Below are 22,521 nucleotides of genomic sequence, written 5' to 3'. Positions count from 1 at the left end.
AATAAACTAAAAAAAGCTTCCGAATTGGAAGCTTTTTTTAGTTTATTTTATTTAATTCGATGAATATATTCAATTACTTTATCGTTAAAAATTTGTGGTTGATCGACATTCACAACATGTCCACAATCTTCGATAACAATCAATTCTGAATGTTTGGTATGTGCTTTTATTAATTCCTGAATCGAAGGCAAAAACATATGATCTTCTGCTCCCATCACATATAAAGTCGGAATATTTAATTCAATTTTTCGAAACCATTTTAGCAATGGATTGACATCCGCAGTGAGTTTGAACCATTTCAAAAATTCTTTTTGATACAATTTCTTCGCCTCATTGATAAATAATAGCCTTGACTCTTTGTGCGTATTCTTTGGCATGATAGCGAAAGCAAAAATTCGATACAAGATTAAATAAGGCAACATATGTTTGAATGTATTTCCAACGTTAATCAAAAATTGACATTGAAAATTAATTTTCATAATTGCGCCTCCCATCACCATTGATTTGAATCGCTCCGAATAATCTTCTGCCAATTGTCGAATCACAATCGTTCCCAAAGACATCCCAACAAAATGTGTTTTATCGATATTTAAATGATCTAAAACATCAATCACATCTTTTGAAACTGATTTGAAAGTATAACGTTTTTCGAAAAGCGCTTTCAAGTTTTTCTTAGAACGTCCATGTCCTCTCAAGTCCATTAACAAAACATTGAAATGTTTGCGAAATTCACGCAATTGCTTGAACCAAATCGTAGAACTTCCTCCTGCTCCATGAACAAAAGTCACCCATTCTGTGCTCGTTGGATGATTATATGTAGTGTATGCTAACAATTTTCTAAATAAGTTTTTGCAAAATTAAACTAAAAACTATGCCAAGCATAATAATTTCTAGGTTTTAAGAAATTTTTAATCTTCATCGTCGTCGTCATCTGTAAAAGAACTAGTCTTTTTCAAGTAAAAAACATCGTTCATCACTTCAGCTTTCACGTAATTTAGATTTTCTTGCTCTTTCATTCGATCTGTAAATAACGTTCCTGTTAAATGATCGTATTCGTGCTGAAAAATAACCGCTGTAAAACCTTCAACTGTTTCATCATGAAAATTTCCATCCAAATCATAATATGCCAATCGAAGAACCAAGCTTCTATACACTTTTCCGAAAATATCAGGAATAGACAAACAACCTTCGCGACCGTGACGAACAATGTCCGAATACCACGTGATTTTTGGATTGATAATAAACTCAAAAGGTTCGCCTTCTTTGTCAAAACGTTGCACCCAAACCGCGTTGCGATTAATTCCAATTTGTGGAGCTGCAATACCAACACCTTTACTTGCCTCGTCTTGAACCGTTGCATACATACGATCGGCCAATAATTTGATTAATGGATCTTTTGGATCAATATCAATAGAAGTTGATTTTAAGATTTTTGTATCTGCATCCGAAGTTGTTAATAAAACACGAAAAGGATCATAGGATTTCTTTTCTTTTATTAATGTTAATTCTGCCTTTGCTAATGGCGTATAAACAATGTTTTTCATATTTTTTGATTGAGCAAATAATGCAGAAGAACAAATCAATAAACTATAGGTTAATGTTTTTATCATTTTTTAAGTATCAATTTGTCTAAAGAATATTTTCCTGCGCCTGATAAAAATATAACTAAATAATTGATTAAGTAGAATAATCCCAATTCTTTTTTACCAAAATCATGATCTGCATGCACGATAAATACAGCAACTAACATTGTAATGATTAGTGGAATTACCGCCAAACGAGTAAATAATCCGACCAAAACTAAAAAAGCACAAAGTATTTCCGCAAAAACAGTTAAACCTAAAGAAATTTCTGGTCCAAGTCCAATTGGATCTCCAAATTCGAAATTTCCATTGATTAATTTTTGCAATTTTCCGAATCCGTGTGTAAACATAAATCCACCAGCAGCTAAACGTACTAATAACAATGATAAATCGATAAATGCTGGTTGATTTCCTAAAAGTTTAAATTTTGTGCTCATTTTTTTATTTTTTTTTCAAATATAAGTTCTAGTTTTTACGTTCACCTTTAAATAGATCAAGAAATTTACATTTTTGAATTAATTTTGGTTAATCTTTCTATTCAAGAAAAAAAAAAATACAACATATGTTAAAAAACATTGCTTTAATTACCATATTATTTTCAGGTTTTGCATTTGCTCAAAAATCTGAATTACAACAAAATGATGTTTTAGGAAATCCAACTTTTATCGAAGAATCGATGCAAAAAGCACGTATTCGCATGAAGTTTATTGAAGGTTATGAAACGGAATATTACACAAAATCAACGTATAATAAAGATGGTAATCCGACAAAACGTGATTATTTTGATGAAGCTGGAAATAAAACTTTTGCTGAAATATTTAATTATAATGAATCGAATAAATTGATTTCGAGAGAAATGAAAAACAATGACGAAAGTTTAGTTTTCAATTTTGATTATGAATATACAACAGACGGTTACATTGTCACGAAAAGCGAAAATGATGTCAATGTTTCTAAAACTGAATACAAATTAGACCAAAATCAGAATGTAACTTACGAAAGAGAAACTAATTTATTGGAAGATTCTGATGTTTTTATCGAAAAAACGTTTCAATATCAAAATGGATTTTTAGTCAAAACATTGGTGAAATATAACCAAGGAAATTATACGTTGAATTATAAAAACGACGCGAAAGGCAATCCTATAGAGGAAAATTATGTGGACAAAGACAATAAACAAGTCAATAAATATATTCGCAAATTTGATGAAAACAATAATATTATTGAAGAAACTGTGATTGATGAAGCAGGAAAAGTAAAGAATATTTCCACGATTAAATATCAATATGATAATCATAAAAATTGGGTCAAACGAACACAATTCGTCAAAGATATTGATCAACCAATTTCAAATACAACAAGAACAATACGTTACTAGAAATACAAGAGCCAAGTTAATTTGGCTCTTTTTTATTTGATTATTTAACTAAATGTTTTTAAATTTATTCAAATCAATTATTTAACTTCATCTATTATGATCAATAATGTGCAAGAATTTAATCGACTTTTTCAGTTATACCAAAAAGATAATCGTTTCAATTTGTACATAAATGATTATCCTAAAAATGAATTTTTGTTTCAATTTTATTCAGATGAAATTGAAGATTTAAATTTGGAATATGTTGATATTAATTCAAATTCTATCAAAAAAATGCATGATTATCGTGCAAAATTAAGTGATTTTTTTCAACCCGAAGAACTTCCAACACTAGAGATTAAATCAATTTCAGGTTATTTTAGTCATTTTGATTTTTATTTTATGACAAATGAAAAAACCTTTGTATTTAACTATATTCACCGCGATTTTTTGTCTCAATTAATTGATATTCTTCTTGCTGAATTAGATTGTAATTTTATCAGCCGATTAAAAACTGAACTTTTAATCAATTTGGAGTACGATTAAATTTTTTGTTAAACTTTTTCAGCGATATTTATTCGTTTTGAAAAGATTAATTAAGATTTATTTTTTGCGAAAACTGATCCAAAATATAATGTTTTACCTTTAATTATTATTTTGATGTAAAAGAGAATTTATACCAAGAATTGTGGAAGTCTTATTTTAATTGGACAACAATTGAAACAAGGAAAAATTCGATGTTACTAATCCAAATGATGCCAAAACGCTTTTGGAAACACTTGACAGAGTATAAAATATCAATATTCAGAAAAATATACCTATCAATATAATTATGAGTAAAACTTATTTATCTCCATTTATCCATCTCGAAACGGACTGAGAAAATGTTAGAATATAATCCTAAACCGCTGTCTCCAAAGTTTGTCAAAGCATAATCAATCGAGATTCCTTTGTATTTGAAACCTACCCCAACATTTGGCTGAATTTGAGTTTTATCTTTTCCATCAAATTGCGAAATCTTCTGTAAATTGTTCAATCCTCCACGTACAAAAACCATGTCATCATAACCTAATTCAAGACCAACTTGTGGCGAAATCGAAAATCCTTTTCCAGAAATTGCGGCATTCGTTTGTTGAAATTCGATATTCATATCAACCTCTCCCAATAACGAAACTCGTTCATTAAAATCAAAACGTTTTCCAACTCCAAATTGCAATTTAGGCATTGTTAATTCGATATTCTCTCCAGGTAAATCATTCAAAATTGTTGGCTCACCTTCATTATTTGGTTCGTCAATCGTGATTTCTTTTACCTTTTGTTTATTGATACTCCACGCATTGAAAGTTGTTGTAATATCTCGTGCCATCAAACCAAAATACATTTTATTATCGGTACGATATTGCAAACCAAGATCTAAACCGAAACCAAATCCTTGCGCAAATTTCCCAATATGTCGATAAACGATTTTAGCATTTGCACCAAACTGAATATCTTTATTATTAAAGACATTTCCCGCATAAGACATTGTTAAAGCATAGTCTGCTGTAGAAAATTTAGAGATTTTATCGTAATTAATATTTCCTTGATTATCAATCAATTCTGTTGTATTCAAAATATTATCAACACCAAAACGTGTAAACGAAAATGCAATCGTAGAATTACTTTCTCTCAACGGAATTGCAACCGCCGCATAATCAAATTTTGCAATCGACTGAAAATATTCAGCATGCATTGCTGCAGCTTCCCAATCATAGGTAATTTCCGTTAATCCAGCAGGATTCCAATAAGCCGCATTTGCATTTCCAATATTCGCCACAACCGCATTACCCATTGCAAACGAGCGCGCATCTGCACCAATATTCAAAAACTCGTTCGAATATTTGCGTGTGGTTTGAGAAAAAGCAAATTGACTTGCCATAACAGATAATATAAGGAATGTCTTTTTCAAAATTGATGAATTACGAATATAAAAACTCAAAAATAGTGGTTTTATTGTGTTTAAAAAGGATTCAGATTAATTTTTGTTTGTATTTTTGCGATGAAAAATTCATTTATGAAATTATTTACAATTCCAAATTTTCTAACACTACTTAATCTTTCATGTGGTGTATTATCAGCCATTTTCATGATTTCGAGCAATGCTCAAATCACAACTACCACAGTTACAATTGTGATGGTTTTGATGTTGATTTCATTAGTTGCTGATTTTTTGGACGGAATGGTTGCACGACTAATGAATATTGGTAGCCCGATTGGAAAAGAATTGGATTCTTTGGCAGATTGTATTTCGTTTGGTGTTGTACCAGGATTGATGTTATTTTCGATGTTTAATCATTTTTCAACTGATTTTATTTATGAAAATGAGAATTTAAAAATTGCTGCAATTTCATTATTTGCTTTTTTAGTTCCTGCTTTTTCGGCGTTACGATTAGCAAAATTTAATTTAGATGAAGATCAAGCAACGTATTTCAAAGGTTTGGCAACACCATCAAATACCTTATTTATTTTCTCATTATTTTCTATCTATTACAATAATGGACAAATTATAAATCCATCTCTTGATCCGTATTTATTAATTGCCGTTTCTATTGTATTTAGTGTTTTATTAATTGTCGATTTACCATTATTTGCCTTAAAATTTAAAGGATTGAGTTGGGCAGAAAATTATTATAAATATATTTTCTTAATCATTACATTAGGTTTAGTGGCTTGGTTGCAAGTTGCTGCAATTCCGCTAATCATCTTATTGTACATCCTTATCTCAATCATTTTTAGAAAAGAAATTACAAAATGAAATTAACTAAAAATATCTGTTTCTTTGATTTAGAAACAACTGGAACTAATGTTTCAAAAGACCGTATTGTTGAAATCTCTATCGTGAAAGCTTTGACAGACGGTTCAAAAGAAGTAAAAACTTGGAAAGTTAATCCTGGAATTCCAATTCCACCAGAAACAACTTTAATCCACGGAATTTCTGACGAAGATGTTGCCGATGCGCCTTCTTTCAAAGAACTTGCCCCTGCGATTATGGAAATGATTAAAGATTCTGATTTGGCAGGATATAATTCAAATCGTTTTGATATTCCACTTTTAGCAGAAGAATTATTACGTAATGGTTTTGATTTTGATTTATCAAAACATCGTCCAATTGATGTGCAAGTGATTTATCATAAAATGGAACCTCGCAATTTAAGCGCTGCTTATAAGTATTATTGCGATAAAGATTTGATTGATGCACATTCTGCGGAAGCTGATACAATTGCGACTTACGAAGTTTTGATGGCGCAAATCGAGAAATATGACGAGCTTGAAAATGACAATAAATTTTTGAGCGAATTTTCTTCTCAACGCAAAACGGCTGATTTAGCTGGATTTATTCAGTACAATGATAAAGACCAAGAAATTATTTCGTTTGGCAAGTATAAAGGACAAGTTGTGACGGATATCTTTGCGAAAGATCCAGGTTATTATGCGTGGATTCAGAATGCCGATTTTCCTTTATATACAAAGAAAGTTTTTACTCGAATCAAATTACAAAACGGTTTTTAAGCGATGAAAATTATTTGTGTCGGACGAAATTACGTCGAACATGCAAAAGAATTAGATAATCCAATTCCAGAATCGCCTATGTTTTTTATGAAACCAGATTCGGCCATTTTAAGAAAGGGTTTTCCTTTTGTTATTCCAAGTTTTACGAAAGAAGTTCATTTTGAAACGGAAATTGTAATTAAAATTGATCGAGTTGGAAAAATGATTCAACCTCAATTTGCAGATCGTTATTTTTCAGAAATCGGTTTAGGAATTGATTTTACAGCGCGCGATGTACAACAAGAATTGAAAGAAAAGCGTTTTCCTTGGGAAATTGCGAAAGCTTTTGATGGTTCTGCATTTGCTTCTGATTTTCATCCAAAAGAAAATTTTGATTTAGAAAATCTTACATTCAAATTAGATCGAAATGGAGAAAATGTACAAACAGGAAATTCAAAAGATATGATTTTTCATATCAATACCTTAATTGCTGAATGTTCTAAATATTTTACCTTGAAAAAAGGTGATTTAATTTTTACTGGTACACCAGCGGGAGTTTCTAAAATCAATTCAAAAGATACCTTAGAAGGTTATTTGAATGATGAAAAAGTATTCGAAATAAAAGTATTGTAATCATTAAAAAAGAGAAATATATTTTCATTTGTTATTATATTTTATTGTTTTCTTGTAAAAAAGAAAACAATATTGTTACACCTGTAATTCATGAGAATGTAATAACAATGAATTCAATTTCTGATAATTACGATTCGATTACTACTAAAGTGAAGAAACTTGGTGATGAAGAAGCTTATTCAGAATTATTTTATCATTTAAAAGATTCAAATTTTGAAGGTAGAACAGATTCTTTAATGGTTTATTCAAAAATAATGGCAGAAAAATATCACTTTGAAAAAGCTTATATAGATTATTTGGATGCTATAACTGAAAAATATGGAATAGAAAATGATATTGGAAATTATTCAACAATTAACCTTTCAAAATTAAAATCTAAAGAAAAGCATGAAATTATTGATTGGCTTTCTAAAATGGTTGAAAAAGGAATAATTACAGAAAAACAATTTCAAGAAGTTAAAAAATAATAAAAGAGCGAAATTTCGCTCTTTTATTATTTATACCACTACTTTTAATCAGAAATAAAATTAAGAATGGAAGACTATCTAAAAATAGAAGAAAAACTACAAAATGATTTTAATTTATTGAAATCTAAAAAGAATAAAATCAGCAATATCAGGCTTGTTGCATTTATTATTTCGGTTGTATTTTTCTTGCTTTACGTCACGTCGAGCAACAATTTATATTTGATTATTTCTTCTATTTTATTTATAGTTTTCATCGTTTTAGTGGTTAAAACTTCTAAAATTTCTTCGGAACTCAATTATTCAATTCAAGCTTTAGAAATTATTAATCAAATAAAATCTGATGATTCTATCGATCCATTTGTTGAAGATAATTCTCAGTTCAATAATGTTTACAACAAAGATTTAGATATTTTGGAAGGAAATTCAATCTTCAATCGGATCAATAAAACGCAAACTCGAATTGGAAATTTACAGTTGAAACATTTTTTATCGAATTTGATTTTAGACAAATCAGAAATTATTGATAGACAAAATGCATTTACAGAATTGGCTGAAAAAAGAAATTGGATAGTGACATTTTTGACATTTACAAAGCGATTAAACATGAATCAATCTTCAATTTTTGTGTTCGAAAATCGTGTATTCAATACTAATTCAATAAAATTACTTCCACTAATCTTTTCTGTTCTGAATATTTTATGTTTTATCGCTTTAGCAATTATTAGTTTTCCGAAAGAAATTGTTTTTTATTGGATTCTAGGCGCAGTTATTATTTCGAATGCAATTTCCATGTTTTATAAACAACAACTTCGACGAATAGCAGCTTATACGACAATGAAAGCAGATGAATTGGATAATTTATATGAAGTTTTTCGACATATTGAAGAAGAAAAATTTGAATCAAAACTAAATGTTGAAATTCAAAATACATTTGTAAATCCTTTCAAATCATCGGATTTAATCAAGACAATTTCTTCAACAAAAGAAACTTTAGATGCAGCAAATTTCCCGATTTTAGGCTTTGTATTAAATACTTTTTTCTTATGGCGATTACATTATTCGATCAAATTTGAAAATGAAGTTCAAAAAACGGTTCATCAAATCAAACCTTGGTTAGATGAATTGGCGAAATTAGAGGCCTTCGTTTCTTTTGCTATTTTCAATGATAAACATACATCATTTACATATCCCGAAATTGTAGATGAACCTTATGCGTTAAAAATTACGAATGGTTTTCACCTTTTATTAGATGAAAAAACAGTTGTGAAAAATGATTTTGAAACCAATCGTCCAAACAATATTGCGATTATTACAGGTGCAAATATGGCTGGAAAAAGTACTTTTTTGAGAACAGTTGGAACAAATTTGGTTTTGGCAATGAATGGCTCAAAAGTGAGTGCAGAAAAAATGTCATTTTATCCAATGGATTTATTTACAAGTATCAGGACAGTCGATAATCTGTCTTCTGGCGATTCTTATTTCAAAAATGAAATTAATAAATTGAAAATTTTGATTGAACGTTTAGAAAATGATCAACCACAAATCATCATTTTAGATGAGATTTTAAAAGGAACAAATTCAGAAGATAAACTAATTGGTTCGCAAAAATTTTTAGAAAAATTGATTAAATCTCCTACAAAATTGATTGGTTTTATCGCGACTCACGATTTAGAATTAACGAAAATGGAAGGTGAAAACCCGGATCATATTATTAATTATTGTTTCGAATTAAAAAACGTGGACAACAATTATTATTCAGATTATAAATTAAGAAAAGGCACAACCAAAATGATGAATGCCATTTTCTTAATGAAACAATTTAAGATTATTGATTAATCTTAAATTGTTAATTCAAATTCTTTAATAAAATTTGCATCAATCGCATTAAAATCATCTACAATACAATTTGCTTTTGAAATATCTTGTTGTTTCGAATTTGCACTTTTGTAACCTAAACAATACAAATTCGCACGGGAAGCCGCTTCCACTCCGTTTTTACTATCTTCGATAACTATACATTCAGCATGTTTAGATTTAGCCAAATCAGCTGCATATAGAAAAATAGCAGGATCTGGTTTTGACTTCGGAAAGTTTTCGCCAGAAATTTTATGTGTAAAATATTGATTCAACTCAAAACGATTAAAAACTCGATCAATTGTCGATTTTGAAGCCGAGGACGCCAAAATCAGTTCGATTCCATTACTGTATAAATCTTTAATCAAACTCTCAACCCCGTCAATCAAATACAAATCAGGTTTTGTGTCAAAAGCTTCATTAAAGATGGTACGTTTTCTCAAAACCAAATCGTTCACTTCTTCTTTCAGATCAAATTTATCTTTCAGAATTTGATAAACATTCTTTGTCGATTGTCCTGTAAATGTAGCAAATAATTCTTCCGTAACTGGAATATTCAGTTCTTTATAATGTTCGAAATAAGCATATTTATGTACTGGTTCTGTATCGACGATTACGCCGTCCATATCGAAAATTACAGTTTTAATCATTATTGTTTTGTTTCTACAAAATTAACTTTTTTAAGAGAATAATGTAAAAGTTTAAACTTTAGAATGATTTTAAATTAACCAAATATCTTACTCATACAAAGCAATATATATAATTATTATTCGATTAAAAATGTTAAAACTTAACATTAAGATAACATTTGCACGCTTTTTGTAAAATAGATGGTATAACAAAGTTAAAAACTGAAAATTTAATAAAAATGAAAAAAGTATTATTAGTTGCTGTAATGGCATTAGGAATTTCTCAAGTAAATGCTCAAAACTATAAAAATGCTTTAGGTGTTGTTGTAGATTTAGGAGATGGAGAAACATTAGTAGGTCCACAATTCAAACACTCTTTTGATGGTAAAAACGCTGGTAATGTACAGGTGATGTTTGGAGATCATGTTACTGTTTTAGGTGCAGATTATACATATAATCAACCTTTTTCTGGTACAAATGGCTTAGGATGGTATGTAGGGGTTGGACCTCAATTAACTTTTGTAGATAAAGGATATTATGAAGATAAAACAATATTTGGTATTCGTCCACAAGCAGGTTTAGAATATAAAATTCCATCTGCTCCTTTGGCTTTACATTTTGATTGGAAGCCTGATTGGAGATTATCAAATGATTCAGATTTTGAAGCTGGTCGTTTTTCTTTAGGATTTAAATATACATTTAACTAATCTAAAGTTAGAAATAATATGAGCCACTCGTTTTGAGTGGCTTTTTTTTATAAGTAAAATCATAAAACATTGGCTTAAATTAATTTTATTCCTATAAATTAATCGCTATTTTTGAAAGATTTTGGATTTTATCTAAGACCAATTATAGATTAGCACTATTATTTGATTATTCAAGATATAATTCCGAATTTTAACTTAGTATTAGATTTAATAACATTTATAAAAGATGAAACAATTAATTGGGACAGGAGTTGCTTTGGTTACGCCTTTTCAACAAGATGGTACCGTAGATTATACTGCATTAGAAAATTTAGTAAACTATAGTATCGATGGCGGTGTTGAGTATTTAGTTATTTTAGGAACTACTGCAGAAGCAGCAACACTTACAAAAGATGAAAAGAAACAGGTAATCGAAACAATAAAGAAGGCGAATGCTAATCGTGTTCCGATGGTTTTGGGTATTGGAGGTAACAATACGGCAGAAGTTATTAATGGATATCAAGAAACAGATTTGAGTGATTATATCGCAGTTCTTACGGTTTCTCCTTATTATAATAAACCAAATCAAGAAGGGATTTATCAACATTATAAAGCGATTGCAGAAAGTACAGACGCCAACATTATTTTGTATAATGTTCCTGGTAGAACGGGTTCTAATATCTCAGCAGATACAACAATTCGTTTAGCAAATGAATTCAAAAATATTGTTGCGATTAAAGAAGCTTCACCAGATTTCTTACAATCAACAGATATTATCCGTAAAAATACACGCGAAGATTTCAATATTATTTCTGGTGATGATGAATTCGCTGTTCCAATGACTTTAGCTGGAGGTTCTGGTGTTATTTCTGTTATTGGACAAGGTGTTCCAACTGTTTTTACAGATATGATTCGCAAAGCAATCAACAAAGAAGTTGTTGCTGCTTACGAAGGTCATTACAAAGTTGTAGAAATTACACGTGCTATCTTCGAGGAAGGAAATCCTTGCGGAATAAAAGCTGTTTTAGATAAAAAAGGAGTTTGTAAACCATTTACAAGATTACCTTTAGTTCCAGCATCAGCTAATTTGACAACAAAAATTAACCAATTATTATCAAACATCTAAAAAAATAAAGCTATGATAAAAGATACAATATTAGACGCATTAAACAAACAAATCAAATTAGAAGGAGATTCTTCTCAATTATATTTAGCTATGGCTTCTTGGGCTGAAGTGAAAGGTTTAGAAGGAACTGCAAATTTCTTGTACTCGCATGCAGACGAAGAACGTATGCATATGTTAAAATTAATTAAATTTATTAACGAAAGAGGCGGAAAAGCGTTTGTTCCACAAATTGAAGAACCAAAACAAGATTTCACAACATTGAAAGAAGTTTTTACTGCAATTTTAAACCACGAATGCTTTGTTTCTGAATCAATTAACGAAATTGTAGGCTTAACATTAGAAGAAAGAGATTATTCAACTCACAATTTCTTGCAATGGTATGTTTCTGAGCAAATTGAAGAAGAAAAATTAGCAAGAAATATCTTAGATAAGCTAGAAATGATTGGATCTGACAAAGGAGGTTTATATCTATTTGATCGTGATATAGTTACATTAAGTACAGACACAACAGCGGAATAAATCAAAACTTTGAGATTTTATTAAGAGGATAAGAAAAAAATATTTTATACTTTAGTCCTCAAATTTTATTAAATTTGCAGAATGTTTAAAAAACTAAGCTTAGTAGTTTTAATTGGCGCTTCTTTAGTGTCTTGTAACAAGACCTATAACAAAGCGATGAAAAGTACGGATAAAGACGAAATCTTTACATTGGCTACACAATTGTATCAAGATGGTAAATATGATTTGGCAAACGAATTGTATGAAAAAATTTCTACATCATTTGTAGGAACAGAAAAATCTGCGGACATTGCCTATAATATGGCACAAGGTAACTTTAACGAAAAAAGTTTCCGTTTAGCAGGACATCAATTCAAAAGCTTTGCAGGAGCTTATCCTATGGATAGCCGTGCAGAAGAAGCTTTATTCAAATCGGCATTTTCTTATTACAAAGATTCGCCAAAATATGACTTGGATCAAACAAGTACGTACACAGCAATCAGTGAGTTACAAGGATTTATCAATTCGTATCCAGAATCAGCACACGTTGCAGAAGCGAATAATTATATTACAGAACTTAGACAAAAATTAGAATTAAAGTCTTTCGAAATTTCTAAAGTTTATTACAAAACAATGAAATATAAGGCTGCTGGAGTTTCTTTTGACAATATGGTTGATGAATATCCAGATTCTAAATTTCGTGAAGAAGCAATGATGTATTCATTACGTTCTAAAACAGAATTGGCGTTAAATTTCTCTCGTATCGAGAACAAAGATTTACGTTTACAAGATGCCAGAACGCAATATCTTTTGTTAACAAGATATTATCCGCAAACAAAATTTAAAGCAGAAGCTGATAAATTGATGGAGAAAATCGACAAAGATATGGTTGAGACTAAAAAACAATTAGCTGATATAGAAGTAGCTAAAAAGAAATTTGAAGCTGATCAAGCTGAATTAAGCAAAGAGCAAAATAATAAATAATAGTAAAATATATAAAATTCTTTCATTATGAATTTCAAGGATATCGGTGCAGCACCAACAACACAAACTTATGATCGTAATAAAATCGATGAGAAAACAGGAAACTTATACGAATCGATTGTAATTATGGGTAAAAGAGCAGAACAAATTAACCAAGAAATGAAAACTGAATTAATTCAGAAATTGGATGAGTTTGCTGCACATACAGATTCTTTAGAAGAAGTTTTTGAAAACAGAGAGCAAATCGAAGTTTCAAAATTCTACGAAAGATTACCAAAACCGACTTCTATTGCGGTTAAGGAATGGTTAGACAATGACGTATATTACAGAAATCCAAATGAGGATAAATAATGTCTGTTTTACATAGTAAAAAAATTCTTTTGGCAGTTTCTGCCGGAATAGCGGCCTACAAAGCCGCTTTTCTTGTTAGAGGGCTTATCAAAAAAGGAGCAGATGTCAAAGTTATTATGACACCAGAAGCTCAAAACTTCGTTACCCCACTTACACTTTCCACGCTTTCCAAACATCCAGTTGAATGGGAGTTTTTTGGCGATAAAGGTGATTGGAATAATCATGTAGAATATGCACTTTGGGCAGATTATATGATTATTGCACCTTGTACAGCAAATACACTTTCTCATATGGCAGATGGAACGTGTGATAATTTGGTTTTAGCTACTTATCTTTCGGCTAAATGTCCTGTATATTTTGCTCCAGCAATGGATTTGGATATGTACAAACATCCATCAACTTTAGAAAATATTGCTAAATTAGAATCTTTCGGAAATATTTGTATTCCTGCCGAAGCTGGTGAATTAGCAAGTGGATTGGTTGGAGAAGGCAGAATGGCTGAACCTGAAAACATTATTGCGTTTTTGGAAAGTACAATCGAAGCTACTCTCCCACTTCATGGAAAAAAAGTAGTGGTTTCTGCTGGTCCTACATACGAAAACTTAGATCCTGTTCGTTTTATAGGTAATTATTCTTCGGGAAAAATGGGATTCGAGATTGCGAAAGCTGCTGCTAATTTGGGTGCAAAAGTTACCTTGGTCAGTGGTCCAAGTCACGAATCTGTTACCGGTTTTCCTATCGATCGAATAAATGTTGTTTCTGCTCGTGATATGTACGAAGCGATGCATGCTAATTTTGCTGATGCTGATGTTGTTGTAATGTCGGCGGCTGTTGCAGATTATCGTCCAAAAGAAATGGCTGAGCAAAAAATTAAGAAAGAAAACGATGATAATTTAATTATCGAATTGGTAAAAAATCCTGATATTCTAAAATCGTTAGGCGAAATCAAAACACATCAATTATTGGTTGGTTTTGCATTAGAAACGAATAACGAAGAAGAATATGCAAAGAAAAAATTAGCCAAAAAGAATCTTGATTTTATTGTTCTTAATTCGATGCAAGATAAAGAAGCTGGTTTTCAGAAGAATACAAACAAAATTACAATTATTGACAAAGATTTATCGATGCAACAATTTGATGCTAAATCAAAAACAGATGTCGCAAAAGATATTTTGAATGTCATTTTAAATAAGTTATAAAATTTATTATGAAGAAATTAGCCTCAATTTTCTTTTCGTCGTGTTTAGCTATTTCGGTTTTCTCGCAAAATATTATTGCAGATGTAAAAGTCGATTATTCTCAAGTTCAAGGATCTAATACACAGGTTTATCAAACTTTAGAAAGATCATTAAAAACGTTTATTAATTCAACAAAATGGACGAATGATCGTTTAAAAACATACGAAAGAATTGAAGCTAGTTTCGTCATTAATATAATTGAACGTGAAGGAAACAGAATGAAAGGTACAATTTTAGTACAATCTCGTCGTCCTGTTTTCAACTCAACCTACTACACGCCTGTTCTTAATTTATCTGACGATAATTTTACGTTTCAATACCAAGAATCTGAAGAATTAATTTTCAATGATCGTAAATTCAGTGGAAAAAATTTGACAGATGTATTGACGTATTACATTTATTTAGTTTTGGGATATGATGCAGATACGTTTGCGAAAGAAGGCGGAACAGAGTATTTTAAAATGGCGAAGAAAATTGCAGATTTCGGTCAAGCGAATAATAATTTCTCTGGTTGGAGCGAATTAGATGGAATAAAATCGCGTACAGCCTTAATTAACAATATTCTAAAATCGGATAATTCTACACTTCGAAATATCATCTATCAATATCATAGAAACGGTTTAGACATTATGTCTGAGAACGAAGTTCGTGGTAAAAATGCGATCGGAAATACATTATTGCAATTAGAATTTTACCAAAGAGGAAATTATTCACAATTTTATCCTTTAGAACTTTTCTTAACAGCAAAAAATAGCGAAATTAGTCAAGTATTTTCAGGCGGACAGGTTTCTACGGTGAATATTGAGAAACTGAAAGGAATTTTAAATTCAATCGCGCCAAAATACAATGACAATTATTGGAATAAATTGAAAAAGTAAATGTTAAAAACTCTTCGCGTTAATAATTTTGCCATTATCGATCAATTAGAGATTGATTTTCATCAAGGTATGACCACAATTACTGGTGAAACTGGTGCTGGAAAATCGATTTTGTTAGGTGCTTTAAAATTAGTTTTAGGCGAACGTGCTGATTTAAAAGCCTTGAAAAATATTGATGAAAAATGTATTATCGAAGCTGTTTTTGAGATTAAAAATCTTGAATTAAATGATTTTTTCGAAGAAAATGATTTGGATTATGAAGACGAATCTATTCTGAGAAGAGAATTATTACCTTCTGGAAAATCGCGTGCTTTTATCAATGATACACCTGTTAAAGTCTCTATTTTACAGGAATTATCAGAATTATTGATTGATATTCATTCTCAATTTAATACCCCTAAAATCTTTGAAGCTGATTTTCAACTTTCGATGTTAGATATTTATGGAGAAAATAAAGACTTATTGAAAGAATATAAGAAAGATTTTAACCACTATATTTCAACAAAGAAAAAGATAAAAGACGCTCAAAATTCGTTAGAAAATCAATCGCAAGATTTAGAATATAAATTGCATTTGTGGGAAGAATTGAACAATGCTTCGCTAAAAAATGAGGAATTAGAACATTTGGAAATCGAGATAAAATCTTTGTCAAACGTAGAAGAAATTATTTCGACTTTGAATGAAACTTACCAATTTTTGGAACATCCAGAGATGGGAATCATTTCTCAATTGAATGAAGCAAGCAATAAATTGAATAAAATTTCGGATTATAATTCGCAATACAATTCTATTTACGAACGATTAATTTCTTCTAAAATAGAATTGCAAGATATTTCTGGTGAAATGAGTAGTTTGATAGATTCGACTGAAATTAATCCTGAAAGATTACAAGAAATTACAGATCGTTACGATTTGATTCATAAATTATTGCGTAAACATAATGTGATTTCTGTTGAAGAATTAATTGCAAAACGTGACGAATTAGAAAGTCAAACTTCTGGTTTTGATAATTTGAGTGATTTAATTATTCACTTAAATAAAGAATTGAATTCAATTTCAGAAAAACTTGAAAAACAAGTAATTAAAATTAGAAAAAATAGAATTTCTTCTATCGAAATTATCCGAAAAAATATCTTGAATACGTTGTCACAATTGGGAATGGAAAATTCTCAATTAACCATTCAATTAAACGAAACAACAGATTTTACAGCAACTGGAAAAGATGAAGTTTTGTTTCTATTCTCAGCAAACAAAGGAATGGAACCGCGTATTTTTGAAAAATCTGTTTCTGGTGGAGAACGGTCTCGATTGATGTTAGCGATTAAAAAATTATTGGCAACTCATCAACATTTACCAACGTTGATTTTAGATGAAATAGATACAGGAATTTCTGGAAAAGTTGCAAATGAAACAGGAAAAGTAATGCAAACAATGGCAGAAAATATGCAGCTTTTAGTGATTACGCATTTGCCACAAGTCGCTTCAAAAGGAAATTATCAGCTAAAAGTTTACAAAGAAGTCGTAAACGAAACAACGCAAACAAACGTTATTGAATTATCTCAACAACAACGTTTAGAAGAAATTGCACAAATGATTTCTGGTTCAGAATTGACAGATGCAGCAATCAATCAAGCAAAAGAATTAATGAATTTGAATTAAAATTCTTAAATTATATAAAATCAAAAAAGCTCGAGAAAATTCTCGAGCTTTTGTTTTATATGATTCCGAAATTATTTTGTTAATCTTTCTAACGAATATTCAATCATTGCATCAACAGCTTTGTAAGAATCGGCACTAAATTCACCTAAAATTCTATTTGCAACAATTGCATTTATCGACAATGCTTCATGTCCCATCATCGCTGATAATCCATAAATTGCAGAAGTTTCCATCTCGAAATTAGAGATTCTTAAACCTTCGTAATTAAAAGTTGTTAAACGCTCATTAATATCGGCTGGATTTGGTTGTAATCTCAAATAACGTCCCTGAGGTCCGTAAAAACCACAAGCTGTAGCCGTTACTCCTTGAATTGTTTTTTCAGAAGCTAATTTATCTAATAACAAATCAGATCCTTTTACTAAATATGGACGCGCTTTATTCGGCGACCAATCAACATGTTTGATAAAAGCATCTTCTACCTCTTTATTCATTATCGCTTCGCTCCCAACATAATAATGCAAAAGTCCATCTAAACCTAAACCGTGAGAACCAATAACGAAACTATCAACAGGAATATCCGCTTGCAAAGCTCCAGAAGTTCCCATACGAACAAATGATAATTTTCTGAAATCTTTTTTGATCTCACCAGTTTCCAAATCGATGTTAGCCAAAGCGTCTAACTCAGATAAAACAATATCAATATTATCCGTTCCCATACCAGTCGAAATAACTGTTAAACGTTTACCATTCAACGTTCCTGTATGCGTCACAATTTCTCTTTTGCTTGCTGTCTGCTCGATTGTATCAAAATGTCTTGAAACTTTTTCGACACGATTTGGATCACCAACAGTTATAATAGTATCTGCTAAATGCTCTGGTCTTATATTACAATGGTAAACACTTCCGTCTGCATTTAAAACTAATTCTGATGCTGCTTTACTCATGATTTTATAATTAAAAATAAGAGAACAATATACAATTTTTATCAGTAATAATTGTAAAGAAATTATTAACCACCTACTCTTTTCACTTTAAATCCTTTATCTTTCAGGAAAGCCATAATCTTATCGCGATAATCTCCTTGAATGATGATTTGTTCGTCTTTAAAACTACCTCCAACACCCAAAAATTGCTTAATTTCTTTTGCTAAAAGTTTGAAATCTTCTGTTTCTCCTTCGTAACCTTCTATAATTGTATTTATTTTCCCTTTTCGTTTCTCAAACTTACAAATCAATGGTTCTTTCTGAATCCATAACTCATGTTGTTCTTCATTTGATACTTCTTCTGGCTCAGGTATATGATCAGGAAAAAGATTTTTTAATTGATCTTGTAAATCCATAGTATTTGATGTAATCTTTGTAATAAATGGCGTTTTAAATTGGAATTCGTCCATTTGTACCATTATAATTACAAAGATAAAATTTTTATTGCAGTTGTTTTATAAACCAATTTGGAACTTTATCCGAAACTATTTCAAGTTCATTTCTCTTAACTTGTGCAAATAATCTCATTTCTTGAGTTGAATTATCAAAAATATAGCCTTTATCTACAATTTTTAAAGCTGGAAATAAATTCATTAAAGTAGAATGATATCGTTTAATCACCTTTTCATCTGGTACAGCGTGACCACCTTTTTCTACTCTATTTTCAATTCGAGAAATATTAATCAAAGGATCTTCAATACAGACAAAATACATATATGTTTTGAAACCACGATTTTTAGCATCCACTATTTCATCAATTTTAGAAGGATGACTCATTACCGTTTCAAATGAATAAGATTTACCTTTAATCAATAAGTGTTTTCGAATAAATGAAGTAATAAAAGACGCTTCGTAACTATGTGTAGATTTAGATTTATCAACCAAAACATTATTTCGAAACTGCACATCAATTGCTTTTCCTTCGTTATTTGCTTTTTCGAATAATGAAACTGAAGCAGGTTCAGTTTTAAAATCTTCAAAATCTTTTTCGGTAAGTTTTAGTTCATATCGATCCAAATCAATAAAACCTTTTAAAGAAATTTCTTTCTCAATCAAATCTGAATTAATAAAATATCCAGCATTAAATTTTGATGAGATTGAATCGAATAAAGTAGACTTTCCAGATCCATTTGGACCAGCAAAAACGCGTAAACGTTTTATTTTAGACATAATTTAGCTCCTTTTTTCAATTCAGCTGGAACTTTTATTCGATCTATTGTTTTAATCACCTTAATTTCTCCATTAGGTTTTCTCTCGATGATTCGATTTCCTTGAACATATTGAACTGATAAATCTAATGCTTCTGAAACTCTAATTGCAGCTTGCGATGCAGATTTAGCTAAACGATTTAACGCTCCTGCTTCTTCTAATTTTAGTATATCTGATTCTTTGTTCATAATAATAGAAATTAAATTAACAATAATTATTCATCAATAAATGTACGCAAATTTAGTGAAACCATTGTAATAATAAAAGCTTGACTTCATTCAAAAGCCTAATCTTTTGAATCTAAATTATATAATTTTTATTAATAGTTATTTGATTAATTTATTCCTAACAGATTAACAATAATCGATATTCATCTTTATTTTCTTTCGGCGCGCGATGTACACAAGGCAAAACTTTTTGTTCTGGATGATCAACTGCCAATCGCCAAAGATCCCCTAATCCTAAATTAATTGGGTCTACACCTGGACGAATTAGATAATGCAAATCAAAGAAATATTCCTTCAAAAAATCTTCAAAACCATCAATGTGTCCATCATATAATTCGAATAGTTTTTCTCTAATTTCTGGAATCAAAATTTTTTGTTCCACATCTTCATTTGCTACAATATCACTGGAAGCGCCATAGTAAGTGCACAAAAAAGTATCCGTAGGAATTGGCGAACGATCAACGTGAAATGAATAAACATCTGTCGAAATAAAATCAAATTCAGTATCGCGTTCGTAACATTTCAGTAAGTTTAAAGTTGGCGAAGCGCCAAAATCAGTTAATTGTTGTAAATCATTGATCAAAATATTTCTCGCTTTAATTCCTTCATTAGATAAATCTAAATCATTCAAATCATCAATAGAAATAACAGTAATATCATCTTTTAAAATCAATTGATTCACAATTTCCTCAAAATCACCTTCTAAATTTCGCCGCCAATTTATCGCATTATTTTTCCCAGAAAAAGCTGTATGTACAAGTTCATCAAACGAAGAAACGACAAGAACTTGTTGTTGATTAGAATTATTTTGAGTAATCATATAGCTGCAAAATTACTATTTATCAAAAAATAATTCAGCCTAAAAATTAAATTATTCCGAATGTAAATTCTCCGTTGCAAAAGTTGTATTTTTACCAAAGATTAAAAGACAATGGAAAAAGAAATTATCACCAAAACATTTACATATAAAGGCCACACCAAAACTTTTAGTGCAGAAGTGCAACCTTTACCACCTTTCAACCCAGAAACGATGGATCGCGTGAAATATGAAGAAACCAAAGAAGCACATTATATGCTTGCCGAAGCGGAAGTTTATAACCAGAAAACAGAATGGTTTTTTAAAATTGAACAAGAATTGCAAAAATAATGAAACGACACTTACGCTAAGTGTCGTTTTTTGTTTAAGTTTAATCCACAAAATTAGAACATGAAACAAATTACTCTAACATTATTTACACTTATTACGCTTTCGGCTTGTACTTCTAGCAAAACGGTTTTTCATAAAAAATGGACAACGAAACAGGCACCAGAAAATTTTGTTGCTCGATTTGAAACAACAAAAGGAAATATTGATATCGAAGTTGAAAGAAAATTATCGCCAAAAGCTGTTGATCGTTTTTATCAATTGGTTAAATACAATTTTTTCGAAGATGGAACTTTTTATCGTGTTGTTCCGAACTTTGTCGCCCAATTTGGAAATACAGACACAATTGTTTCTAATCAATGGAAAAAGTTTATTGTAGAAGATGAACCTGTTATTGCTGGAAATAATAAAGGAGCTTTGAGTTTTGCGCGCGCAGGAAAAAACACAAGAGATTTGGATTTGTTTATTAATCTGAAAGATAATCATCGTTTGGATACAATCAATTCCAATGATGTAGTAGGTTTTCCAAGTTTTGGAAAAGTGGTGAACGGAATGAATGTTGTAGAAAGTTTGTATGATGGTTACGCTGGACAAACAATGGAAGATGAAGAAATTTTTAACAGCACAAAATTAATGCGCGAAAGATATCCAAAGCTTGACAGAATATTGAATGCAAAAATCATTAAACTGAAAAAGAAAAACAAGTAAAACAATGTAACATAAAGTTTTAACATGACACAAAAATCAATTTAAATGTTTTGGCATGTACTTTGTAATACATAATACGTTTTTAAAACATATTTTGTGAAATGAAAAAATCAAAATTCTTTAAAGTCGCTGGAGAAGCAGCAATGGCAGCTCAAAAAGACAAATCTTTTTTTGAAAAAGTAAAGGCTTTTTTCAATATGTTAGGTGATTACAAAAAAGGAAGTTATAAACCTGACAACATGAATTTATTTCTTGGATTTGTAGCAACTTTATACATTATTTCTCCTATTGATATTATTCCAGAAGCGCTATTTGGACCTTTTGGTTTGATAGATGATTTTGGGATTTTACTTTTTGGAATGAAATATTTCAACAAAGAAATTATTAAATATCTTGCATGGAGAGATACGCAAAGAGCCTATGCAAATGTTGAAGATGCAAAAATTATTGATTAGCAATAAATTAAATAGCTATAAAAAATCCGATTGAATTTTCAGTCGGATTTTTTATTTTTAGATTATTCAAAAAATGCTCTCTTTCTCATAAATAAAATTTATTATCTGACGATTATTCATTAGATTTGAGCAATACAATACTAAAAACTAAAACACCTGAATAATGGTAATTATTAATAATTTCGATGAATACAAAGCTTTCGAAGGTAAAGAAATCGGTAAATCTGACTGGCATATAATAAATCAAGAACAAATCAATCGCTTTGCTGATGCAACTTTAGATCATCAATGGATTCATACAGATCCTGAAAAAGCAGCTAACGA

At 30.2% G+C, this 22,521-nt stretch carries 29 protein-coding genes and 1 pseudogene; 20 read left to right on the top strand and 10 right to left on the bottom strand.

All coding sequences use genetic code 11. The features are described 5' to 3' along the window. Positions 1 to 47: 47 nt before the first annotated feature. The 3 genes from B2X73_RS11920 to B2X73_RS11910 all read right to left on the bottom strand — a co-directional run bounded on the left by B2X73_RS11920 (position 48) and on the right by B2X73_RS11910 (position 2,020). The gene (locus tag B2X73_RS11920) at positions 48 to 833 is read right to left on the bottom strand and encodes an alpha/beta fold hydrolase (protein ID WP_291048260.1); all 786 of its coding nucleotides are present in this window, start codon (positions 831 to 833) and stop codon (positions 48 to 50) included. 75 nt (positions 834 to 908) lie between these two features. Beyond that, positions 909 to 1,610: a peptide deformylase gene (gene def, locus B2X73_RS11915; protein WP_219034603.1), complete on the bottom strand. Its 702-nt coding sequence runs from the start codon at positions 1,608 to 1,610 to the stop codon at positions 909 to 911. Further along, a complete protein-coding gene (locus B2X73_RS11910) occupies positions 1,607 to 2,020 on the bottom strand; it encodes a DoxX family protein (RefSeq protein WP_180904370.1) in 414 nt (137 codons plus the stop codon). Before B2X73_RS11910 ends, def begins: the two co-directional genes overlap by 4 nt. 125 nt (positions 2,021 to 2,145) lie before the next feature. Here B2X73_RS11910 and B2X73_RS11905 point away from each other — a divergent pair, with 125 nt between their 5' ends. From B2X73_RS11905 to B2X73_RS15340, 3 genes and pseudogenes are all read left to right on the top strand, one after another. Next, positions 2,146 to 2,961: a hypothetical protein gene (locus B2X73_RS11905; protein WP_038335805.1), complete on the top strand. Its 816-nt coding sequence runs from the start codon at positions 2,146 to 2,148 to the stop codon at positions 2,959 to 2,961. 96 nt (positions 2,962 to 3,057) lie between these two features. Then, positions 3,058 to 3,486: a hypothetical protein gene (locus B2X73_RS11900; protein ID WP_286494833.1), complete on the top strand. Its 429-nt coding sequence runs from the start codon at positions 3,058 to 3,060 to the stop codon at positions 3,484 to 3,486. Positions 3,487 to 3,608: 122 nt separating this feature from the next. Continuing rightward, positions 3,609 to 3,770: pseudogene (locus B2X73_RS15340) on the top strand (DUF4130 domain-containing protein); the annotation flags it as partial. A 17-nt stretch (positions 3,771 to 3,787) separates the two neighbouring features. Here B2X73_RS15340 and B2X73_RS11895 read toward each other — a convergent pair. Further along, a complete protein-coding gene (locus tag B2X73_RS11895) occupies positions 3,788 to 4,858 on the bottom strand; it encodes a PorV/PorQ family protein (protein ID WP_291096507.1) in 1,071 nt (356 codons plus the stop codon). Positions 4,859 to 4,993: 135 nt separating this feature from the next. On the opposite strand from B2X73_RS11895, the gene B2X73_RS11890 reads away from it, so the two are divergent. The 5 genes from B2X73_RS11890 to B2X73_RS11870 all read left to right on the top strand — a co-directional run bounded on the left by B2X73_RS11890 (position 4,994) and on the right by B2X73_RS11870 (position 9,404). Further along, on the top strand, positions 4,994 to 5,734 hold the full coding sequence (locus B2X73_RS11890) for a CDP-alcohol phosphatidyltransferase family protein (RefSeq protein WP_286473582.1): 741 nt from the start codon (positions 4,994 to 4,996) through the stop codon (positions 5,732 to 5,734). Further along, entirely contained in the window at positions 5,731 to 6,489 is a 759-nt protein-coding gene (locus tag B2X73_RS11885) for a 3'-5' exonuclease (RefSeq protein ID WP_038334216.1), read from the top strand. Before B2X73_RS11890 ends, B2X73_RS11885 begins: the two co-directional genes overlap by 4 nt. Positions 6,490 to 6,492: 3 nt before the next feature. After that, the gene (locus B2X73_RS11880) at positions 6,493 to 7,101 is read left to right on the top strand and encodes a fumarylacetoacetate hydrolase family protein (protein ID WP_115000569.1); all 609 of its coding nucleotides are present in this window, start codon (positions 6,493 to 6,495) and stop codon (positions 7,099 to 7,101) included. Between the two features lie 107 nt (positions 7,102 to 7,208). Further along, the gene (locus B2X73_RS11875; protein ID WP_286494836.1) at positions 7,209 to 7,568 is read left to right on the top strand and encodes a hypothetical protein; all 360 of its coding nucleotides are present in this window, start codon (positions 7,209 to 7,211) and stop codon (positions 7,566 to 7,568) included. Positions 7,569 to 7,634: 66 nt separating this feature from the next. Continuing rightward, complete coding sequence (locus tag B2X73_RS11870) at positions 7,635 to 9,404, top strand: MutS-related protein (RefSeq protein WP_286494837.1); 1,770 nt, start codon at positions 7,635 to 7,637, stop codon at positions 9,402 to 9,404. A 2-nt stretch (positions 9,405 to 9,406) separates the two neighbouring features. Here the strand turns inward: B2X73_RS11870 and B2X73_RS11865 are convergent, their stop codons facing one another. Continuing rightward, positions 9,407 to 10,072 carry an HAD family hydrolase gene (locus B2X73_RS11865; protein WP_221854475.1) on the bottom strand — a complete coding sequence of 222 codons (666 nt, stop codon included), beginning with the start codon at positions 10,070 to 10,072 and terminating at the stop codon, positions 9,407 to 9,409. 218 nt (positions 10,073 to 10,290) lie between these two features. Here B2X73_RS11865 and B2X73_RS11860 point away from each other — a divergent pair, with 218 nt between their 5' ends. The 8 genes from B2X73_RS11860 to recN all read left to right on the top strand — a co-directional run bounded on the left by B2X73_RS11860 (position 10,291) and on the right by recN (position 17,471). Continuing rightward, positions 10,291 to 10,758 carry a hypothetical protein gene (locus B2X73_RS11860; protein WP_038334238.1) on the top strand — a complete coding sequence of 156 codons (468 nt, stop codon included), beginning with the start codon at positions 10,291 to 10,293 and terminating at the stop codon, positions 10,756 to 10,758. Between the two features lie 226 nt (positions 10,759 to 10,984). Beyond that, positions 10,985 to 11,863: a 4-hydroxy-tetrahydrodipicolinate synthase gene (gene dapA, locus B2X73_RS11855; protein WP_115000572.1), complete on the top strand. Its 879-nt coding sequence runs from the start codon at positions 10,985 to 10,987 to the stop codon at positions 11,861 to 11,863. Positions 11,864 to 11,875: 12 nt separating this feature from the next. After that, positions 11,876 to 12,382, top strand: coding sequence for a ferritin (locus tag B2X73_RS11850; protein ID WP_038334248.1), 507 nt, complete (start codon positions 11,876 to 11,878; stop codon positions 12,380 to 12,382). A gap of 81 nt (positions 12,383 to 12,463) precedes the next feature. Beyond that, on the top strand, positions 12,464 to 13,345 hold the full coding sequence (locus B2X73_RS11845; protein WP_038334250.1) for an outer membrane protein assembly factor BamD: 882 nt from the start codon (positions 12,464 to 12,466) through the stop codon (positions 13,343 to 13,345). 27 nt (positions 13,346 to 13,372) lie between these two features. Continuing rightward, a complete protein-coding gene (locus B2X73_RS11840; RefSeq protein ID WP_019973784.1) occupies positions 13,373 to 13,696 on the top strand; it encodes a DNA-directed RNA polymerase subunit omega in 324 nt (107 codons plus the stop codon). Next, positions 13,696 to 14,895, top strand: a complete 1,200-nt coding sequence (coaBC, locus tag B2X73_RS11835) for a bifunctional phosphopantothenoylcysteine decarboxylase/phosphopantothenate--cysteine ligase CoaBC (RefSeq protein WP_291096505.1) — start codon at positions 13,696 to 13,698, stop codon at positions 14,893 to 14,895. The genes B2X73_RS11840 and coaBC overlap by 1 nt, the downstream gene beginning before the upstream one ends. 8 nt (positions 14,896 to 14,903) lie before the next feature. After that, positions 14,904 to 15,812: a DUF4835 family protein gene (locus B2X73_RS11830; protein WP_291096503.1), complete on the top strand. Its 909-nt coding sequence runs from the start codon at positions 14,904 to 14,906 to the stop codon at positions 15,810 to 15,812. Beyond that, positions 15,813 to 17,471: a DNA repair protein RecN gene (gene recN, locus B2X73_RS11825; RefSeq protein ID WP_291096501.1), complete on the top strand. Its 1,659-nt coding sequence runs from the start codon at positions 15,813 to 15,815 to the stop codon at positions 17,469 to 17,471. It begins immediately after the preceding gene. 71 nt (positions 17,472 to 17,542) lie between these two features. Here the strand turns inward: recN and B2X73_RS11820 are convergent, their stop codons facing one another. The 5 genes from B2X73_RS11820 to B2X73_RS11800 form a co-directional block, all read right to left on the bottom strand. Then, complete coding sequence (locus B2X73_RS11820) at positions 17,543 to 18,415, bottom strand: nucleoside phosphorylase (protein WP_286494841.1); 873 nt, start codon at positions 18,413 to 18,415, stop codon at positions 17,543 to 17,545. A gap of 65 nt (positions 18,416 to 18,480) precedes the next feature. Then, a complete protein-coding gene (locus B2X73_RS11815) occupies positions 18,481 to 18,810 on the bottom strand; it encodes a translation initiation factor (protein WP_115002063.1) in 330 nt (109 codons plus the stop codon). Between the two features lie 85 nt (positions 18,811 to 18,895). Beyond that, positions 18,896 to 19,624, bottom strand: a complete 729-nt coding sequence (locus tag B2X73_RS11810; protein ID WP_221854480.1) for a hypothetical protein — start codon at positions 19,622 to 19,624, stop codon at positions 18,896 to 18,898. Beyond that, positions 19,612 to 19,851 (bottom strand): hypothetical protein, encoded by a 240-nt coding sequence (locus tag B2X73_RS11805; RefSeq protein WP_038334320.1) that lies wholly within the window; start codon positions 19,849 to 19,851, stop codon positions 19,612 to 19,614. Before B2X73_RS11805 ends, B2X73_RS11810 begins: the two co-directional genes overlap by 13 nt. Before the next feature lie 157 nt (positions 19,852 to 20,008). After that, positions 20,009 to 20,710 (bottom strand): DUF1826 domain-containing protein, encoded by a 702-nt coding sequence (locus B2X73_RS11800; protein WP_221854482.1) that lies wholly within the window; start codon positions 20,708 to 20,710, stop codon positions 20,009 to 20,011. 111 nt (positions 20,711 to 20,821) lie between these two features. Here B2X73_RS11800 and B2X73_RS11795 point away from each other — a divergent pair, with 111 nt between their 5' ends. From B2X73_RS11795 to B2X73_RS11780, 4 genes are all read left to right on the top strand, one after another. Beyond that, a complete protein-coding gene (locus B2X73_RS11795; RefSeq protein ID WP_038334324.1) occupies positions 20,822 to 21,037 on the top strand; it encodes a hypothetical protein in 216 nt (71 codons plus the stop codon). 60 nt (positions 21,038 to 21,097) lie between these two features. Beyond that, positions 21,098 to 21,742, top strand: a complete 645-nt coding sequence (locus B2X73_RS11790) for a peptidylprolyl isomerase (RefSeq protein WP_221854483.1) — start codon at positions 21,098 to 21,100, stop codon at positions 21,740 to 21,742. Positions 21,743 to 21,843: 101 nt separating this feature from the next. Beyond that, entirely contained in the window at positions 21,844 to 22,197 is a 354-nt protein-coding gene (locus B2X73_RS11785) for a YkvA family protein (RefSeq protein ID WP_291059924.1), read from the top strand. A 163-nt stretch (positions 22,198 to 22,360) separates the two neighbouring features. Further along, positions 22,361 to 22,521, top strand: a 161-nt coding sequence (locus B2X73_RS11780; RefSeq protein WP_291096509.1) for a MaoC/PaaZ C-terminal domain-containing protein, incomplete at its 3' end; no start/stop codon positions are given.

It is taken from the genome of Empedobacter sp. UBA7252 (assembly GCF_002472765.1).
Taxonomy (GTDB): Bacteria; Bacteroidota; Bacteroidia; order Flavobacteriales; family Weeksellaceae; genus Empedobacter; species Empedobacter falsenii_B.
This window is presented reverse-complemented; position numbering and strand designations above follow the sequence as displayed.

What these genes read in the sequence shown, in the direction of transcription:
- def (WP_219034603.1), bottom strand. Translation starts at nt 1,610, where the DNA reads ATGATAAAAACATTAACCTATAGTTTATTGATTTGTTCTTCTGCATTA.
- B2X73_RS11910 (WP_180904370.1), bottom strand. Translation starts at nt 2,020, where the DNA reads ATGAGCACAAAATTTAAACTTTTAGGAAATCAACCAGCATTTATCGAT.
- B2X73_RS11905 (WP_038335805.1), top strand. Translation starts at nt 2,146, where the DNA reads ATGTTAAAAAACATTGCTTTAATTACCATATTATTTTCAGGTTTTGCA.
- B2X73_RS11900 (WP_286494833.1), top strand. Translation starts at nt 3,058, where the DNA reads ATGATCAATAATGTGCAAGAATTTAATCGACTTTTTCAGTTATACCAA.
- B2X73_RS11895 (WP_291096507.1), bottom strand. Translation starts at nt 4,858, where the DNA reads ATGGCAAGTCAATTTGCTTTTTCTCAAACCACACGCAAATATTCGAAC.
- B2X73_RS11890 (WP_286473582.1), top strand. Translation starts at nt 4,994, where the DNA reads ATGAAATTATTTACAATTCCAAATTTTCTAACACTACTTAATCTTTCA.
- B2X73_RS11885 (WP_038334216.1), top strand. Translation starts at nt 5,731, where the DNA reads ATGAAATTAACTAAAAATATCTGTTTCTTTGATTTAGAAACAACTGGA.
- B2X73_RS11880 (WP_115000569.1), top strand. Translation starts at nt 6,493, where the DNA reads ATGAAAATTATTTGTGTCGGACGAAATTACGTCGAACATGCAAAAGAA.
- B2X73_RS11875 (WP_286494836.1), top strand. Translation starts at nt 7,209, where the DNA reads ATGAATTCAATTTCTGATAATTACGATTCGATTACTACTAAAGTGAAG.
- B2X73_RS11870 (WP_286494837.1), top strand. Translation starts at nt 7,635, where the DNA reads ATGGAAGACTATCTAAAAATAGAAGAAAAACTACAAAATGATTTTAAT.
- B2X73_RS11865 (WP_221854475.1), bottom strand. Translation starts at nt 10,072, where the DNA reads ATGATTAAAACTGTAATTTTCGATATGGACGGCGTAATCGTCGATACA.
- B2X73_RS11860 (WP_038334238.1), top strand. Translation starts at nt 10,291, where the DNA reads ATGAAAAAAGTATTATTAGTTGCTGTAATGGCATTAGGAATTTCTCAA.
- dapA (WP_115000572.1), top strand. Translation starts at nt 10,985, where the DNA reads ATGAAACAATTAATTGGGACAGGAGTTGCTTTGGTTACGCCTTTTCAA.
- B2X73_RS11850 (WP_038334248.1), top strand. Translation starts at nt 11,876, where the DNA reads ATGATAAAAGATACAATATTAGACGCATTAAACAAACAAATCAAATTA.
- B2X73_RS11845 (WP_038334250.1), top strand. Translation starts at nt 12,464, where the DNA reads ATGTTTAAAAAACTAAGCTTAGTAGTTTTAATTGGCGCTTCTTTAGTG.
- B2X73_RS11840 (WP_019973784.1), top strand. Translation starts at nt 13,373, where the DNA reads ATGAATTTCAAGGATATCGGTGCAGCACCAACAACACAAACTTATGAT.
- coaBC (WP_291096505.1), top strand. Translation starts at nt 13,696, where the DNA reads ATGTCTGTTTTACATAGTAAAAAAATTCTTTTGGCAGTTTCTGCCGGA.
- B2X73_RS11830 (WP_291096503.1), top strand. Translation starts at nt 14,904, where the DNA reads ATGAAGAAATTAGCCTCAATTTTCTTTTCGTCGTGTTTAGCTATTTCG.
- recN (WP_291096501.1), top strand. Translation starts at nt 15,813, where the DNA reads ATGTTAAAAACTCTTCGCGTTAATAATTTTGCCATTATCGATCAATTA.
- B2X73_RS11820 (WP_286494841.1), bottom strand. Translation starts at nt 18,415, where the DNA reads ATGAGTAAAGCAGCATCAGAATTAGTTTTAAATGCAGACGGAAGTGTT.
- B2X73_RS11815 (WP_115002063.1), bottom strand. Translation starts at nt 18,810, where the DNA reads ATGGATTTACAAGATCAATTAAAAAATCTTTTTCCTGATCATATACCT.
- B2X73_RS11810 (WP_221854480.1), bottom strand. Translation starts at nt 19,624, where the DNA reads ATGTCTAAAATAAAACGTTTACGCGTTTTTGCTGGTCCAAATGGATCT.
- B2X73_RS11805 (WP_038334320.1), bottom strand. Translation starts at nt 19,851, where the DNA reads ATGAACAAAGAATCAGATATACTAAAATTAGAAGAAGCAGGAGCGTTA.
- B2X73_RS11800 (WP_221854482.1), bottom strand. Translation starts at nt 20,710, where the DNA reads ATGATTACTCAAAATAATTCTAATCAACAACAAGTTCTTGTCGTTTCT.
- B2X73_RS11795 (WP_038334324.1), top strand. Translation starts at nt 20,822, where the DNA reads ATGGAAAAAGAAATTATCACCAAAACATTTACATATAAAGGCCACACC.
- B2X73_RS11790 (WP_221854483.1), top strand. Translation starts at nt 21,098, where the DNA reads ATGAAACAAATTACTCTAACATTATTTACACTTATTACGCTTTCGGCT.
- B2X73_RS11785 (WP_291059924.1), top strand. Translation starts at nt 21,844, where the DNA reads ATGAAAAAATCAAAATTCTTTAAAGTCGCTGGAGAAGCAGCAATGGCA.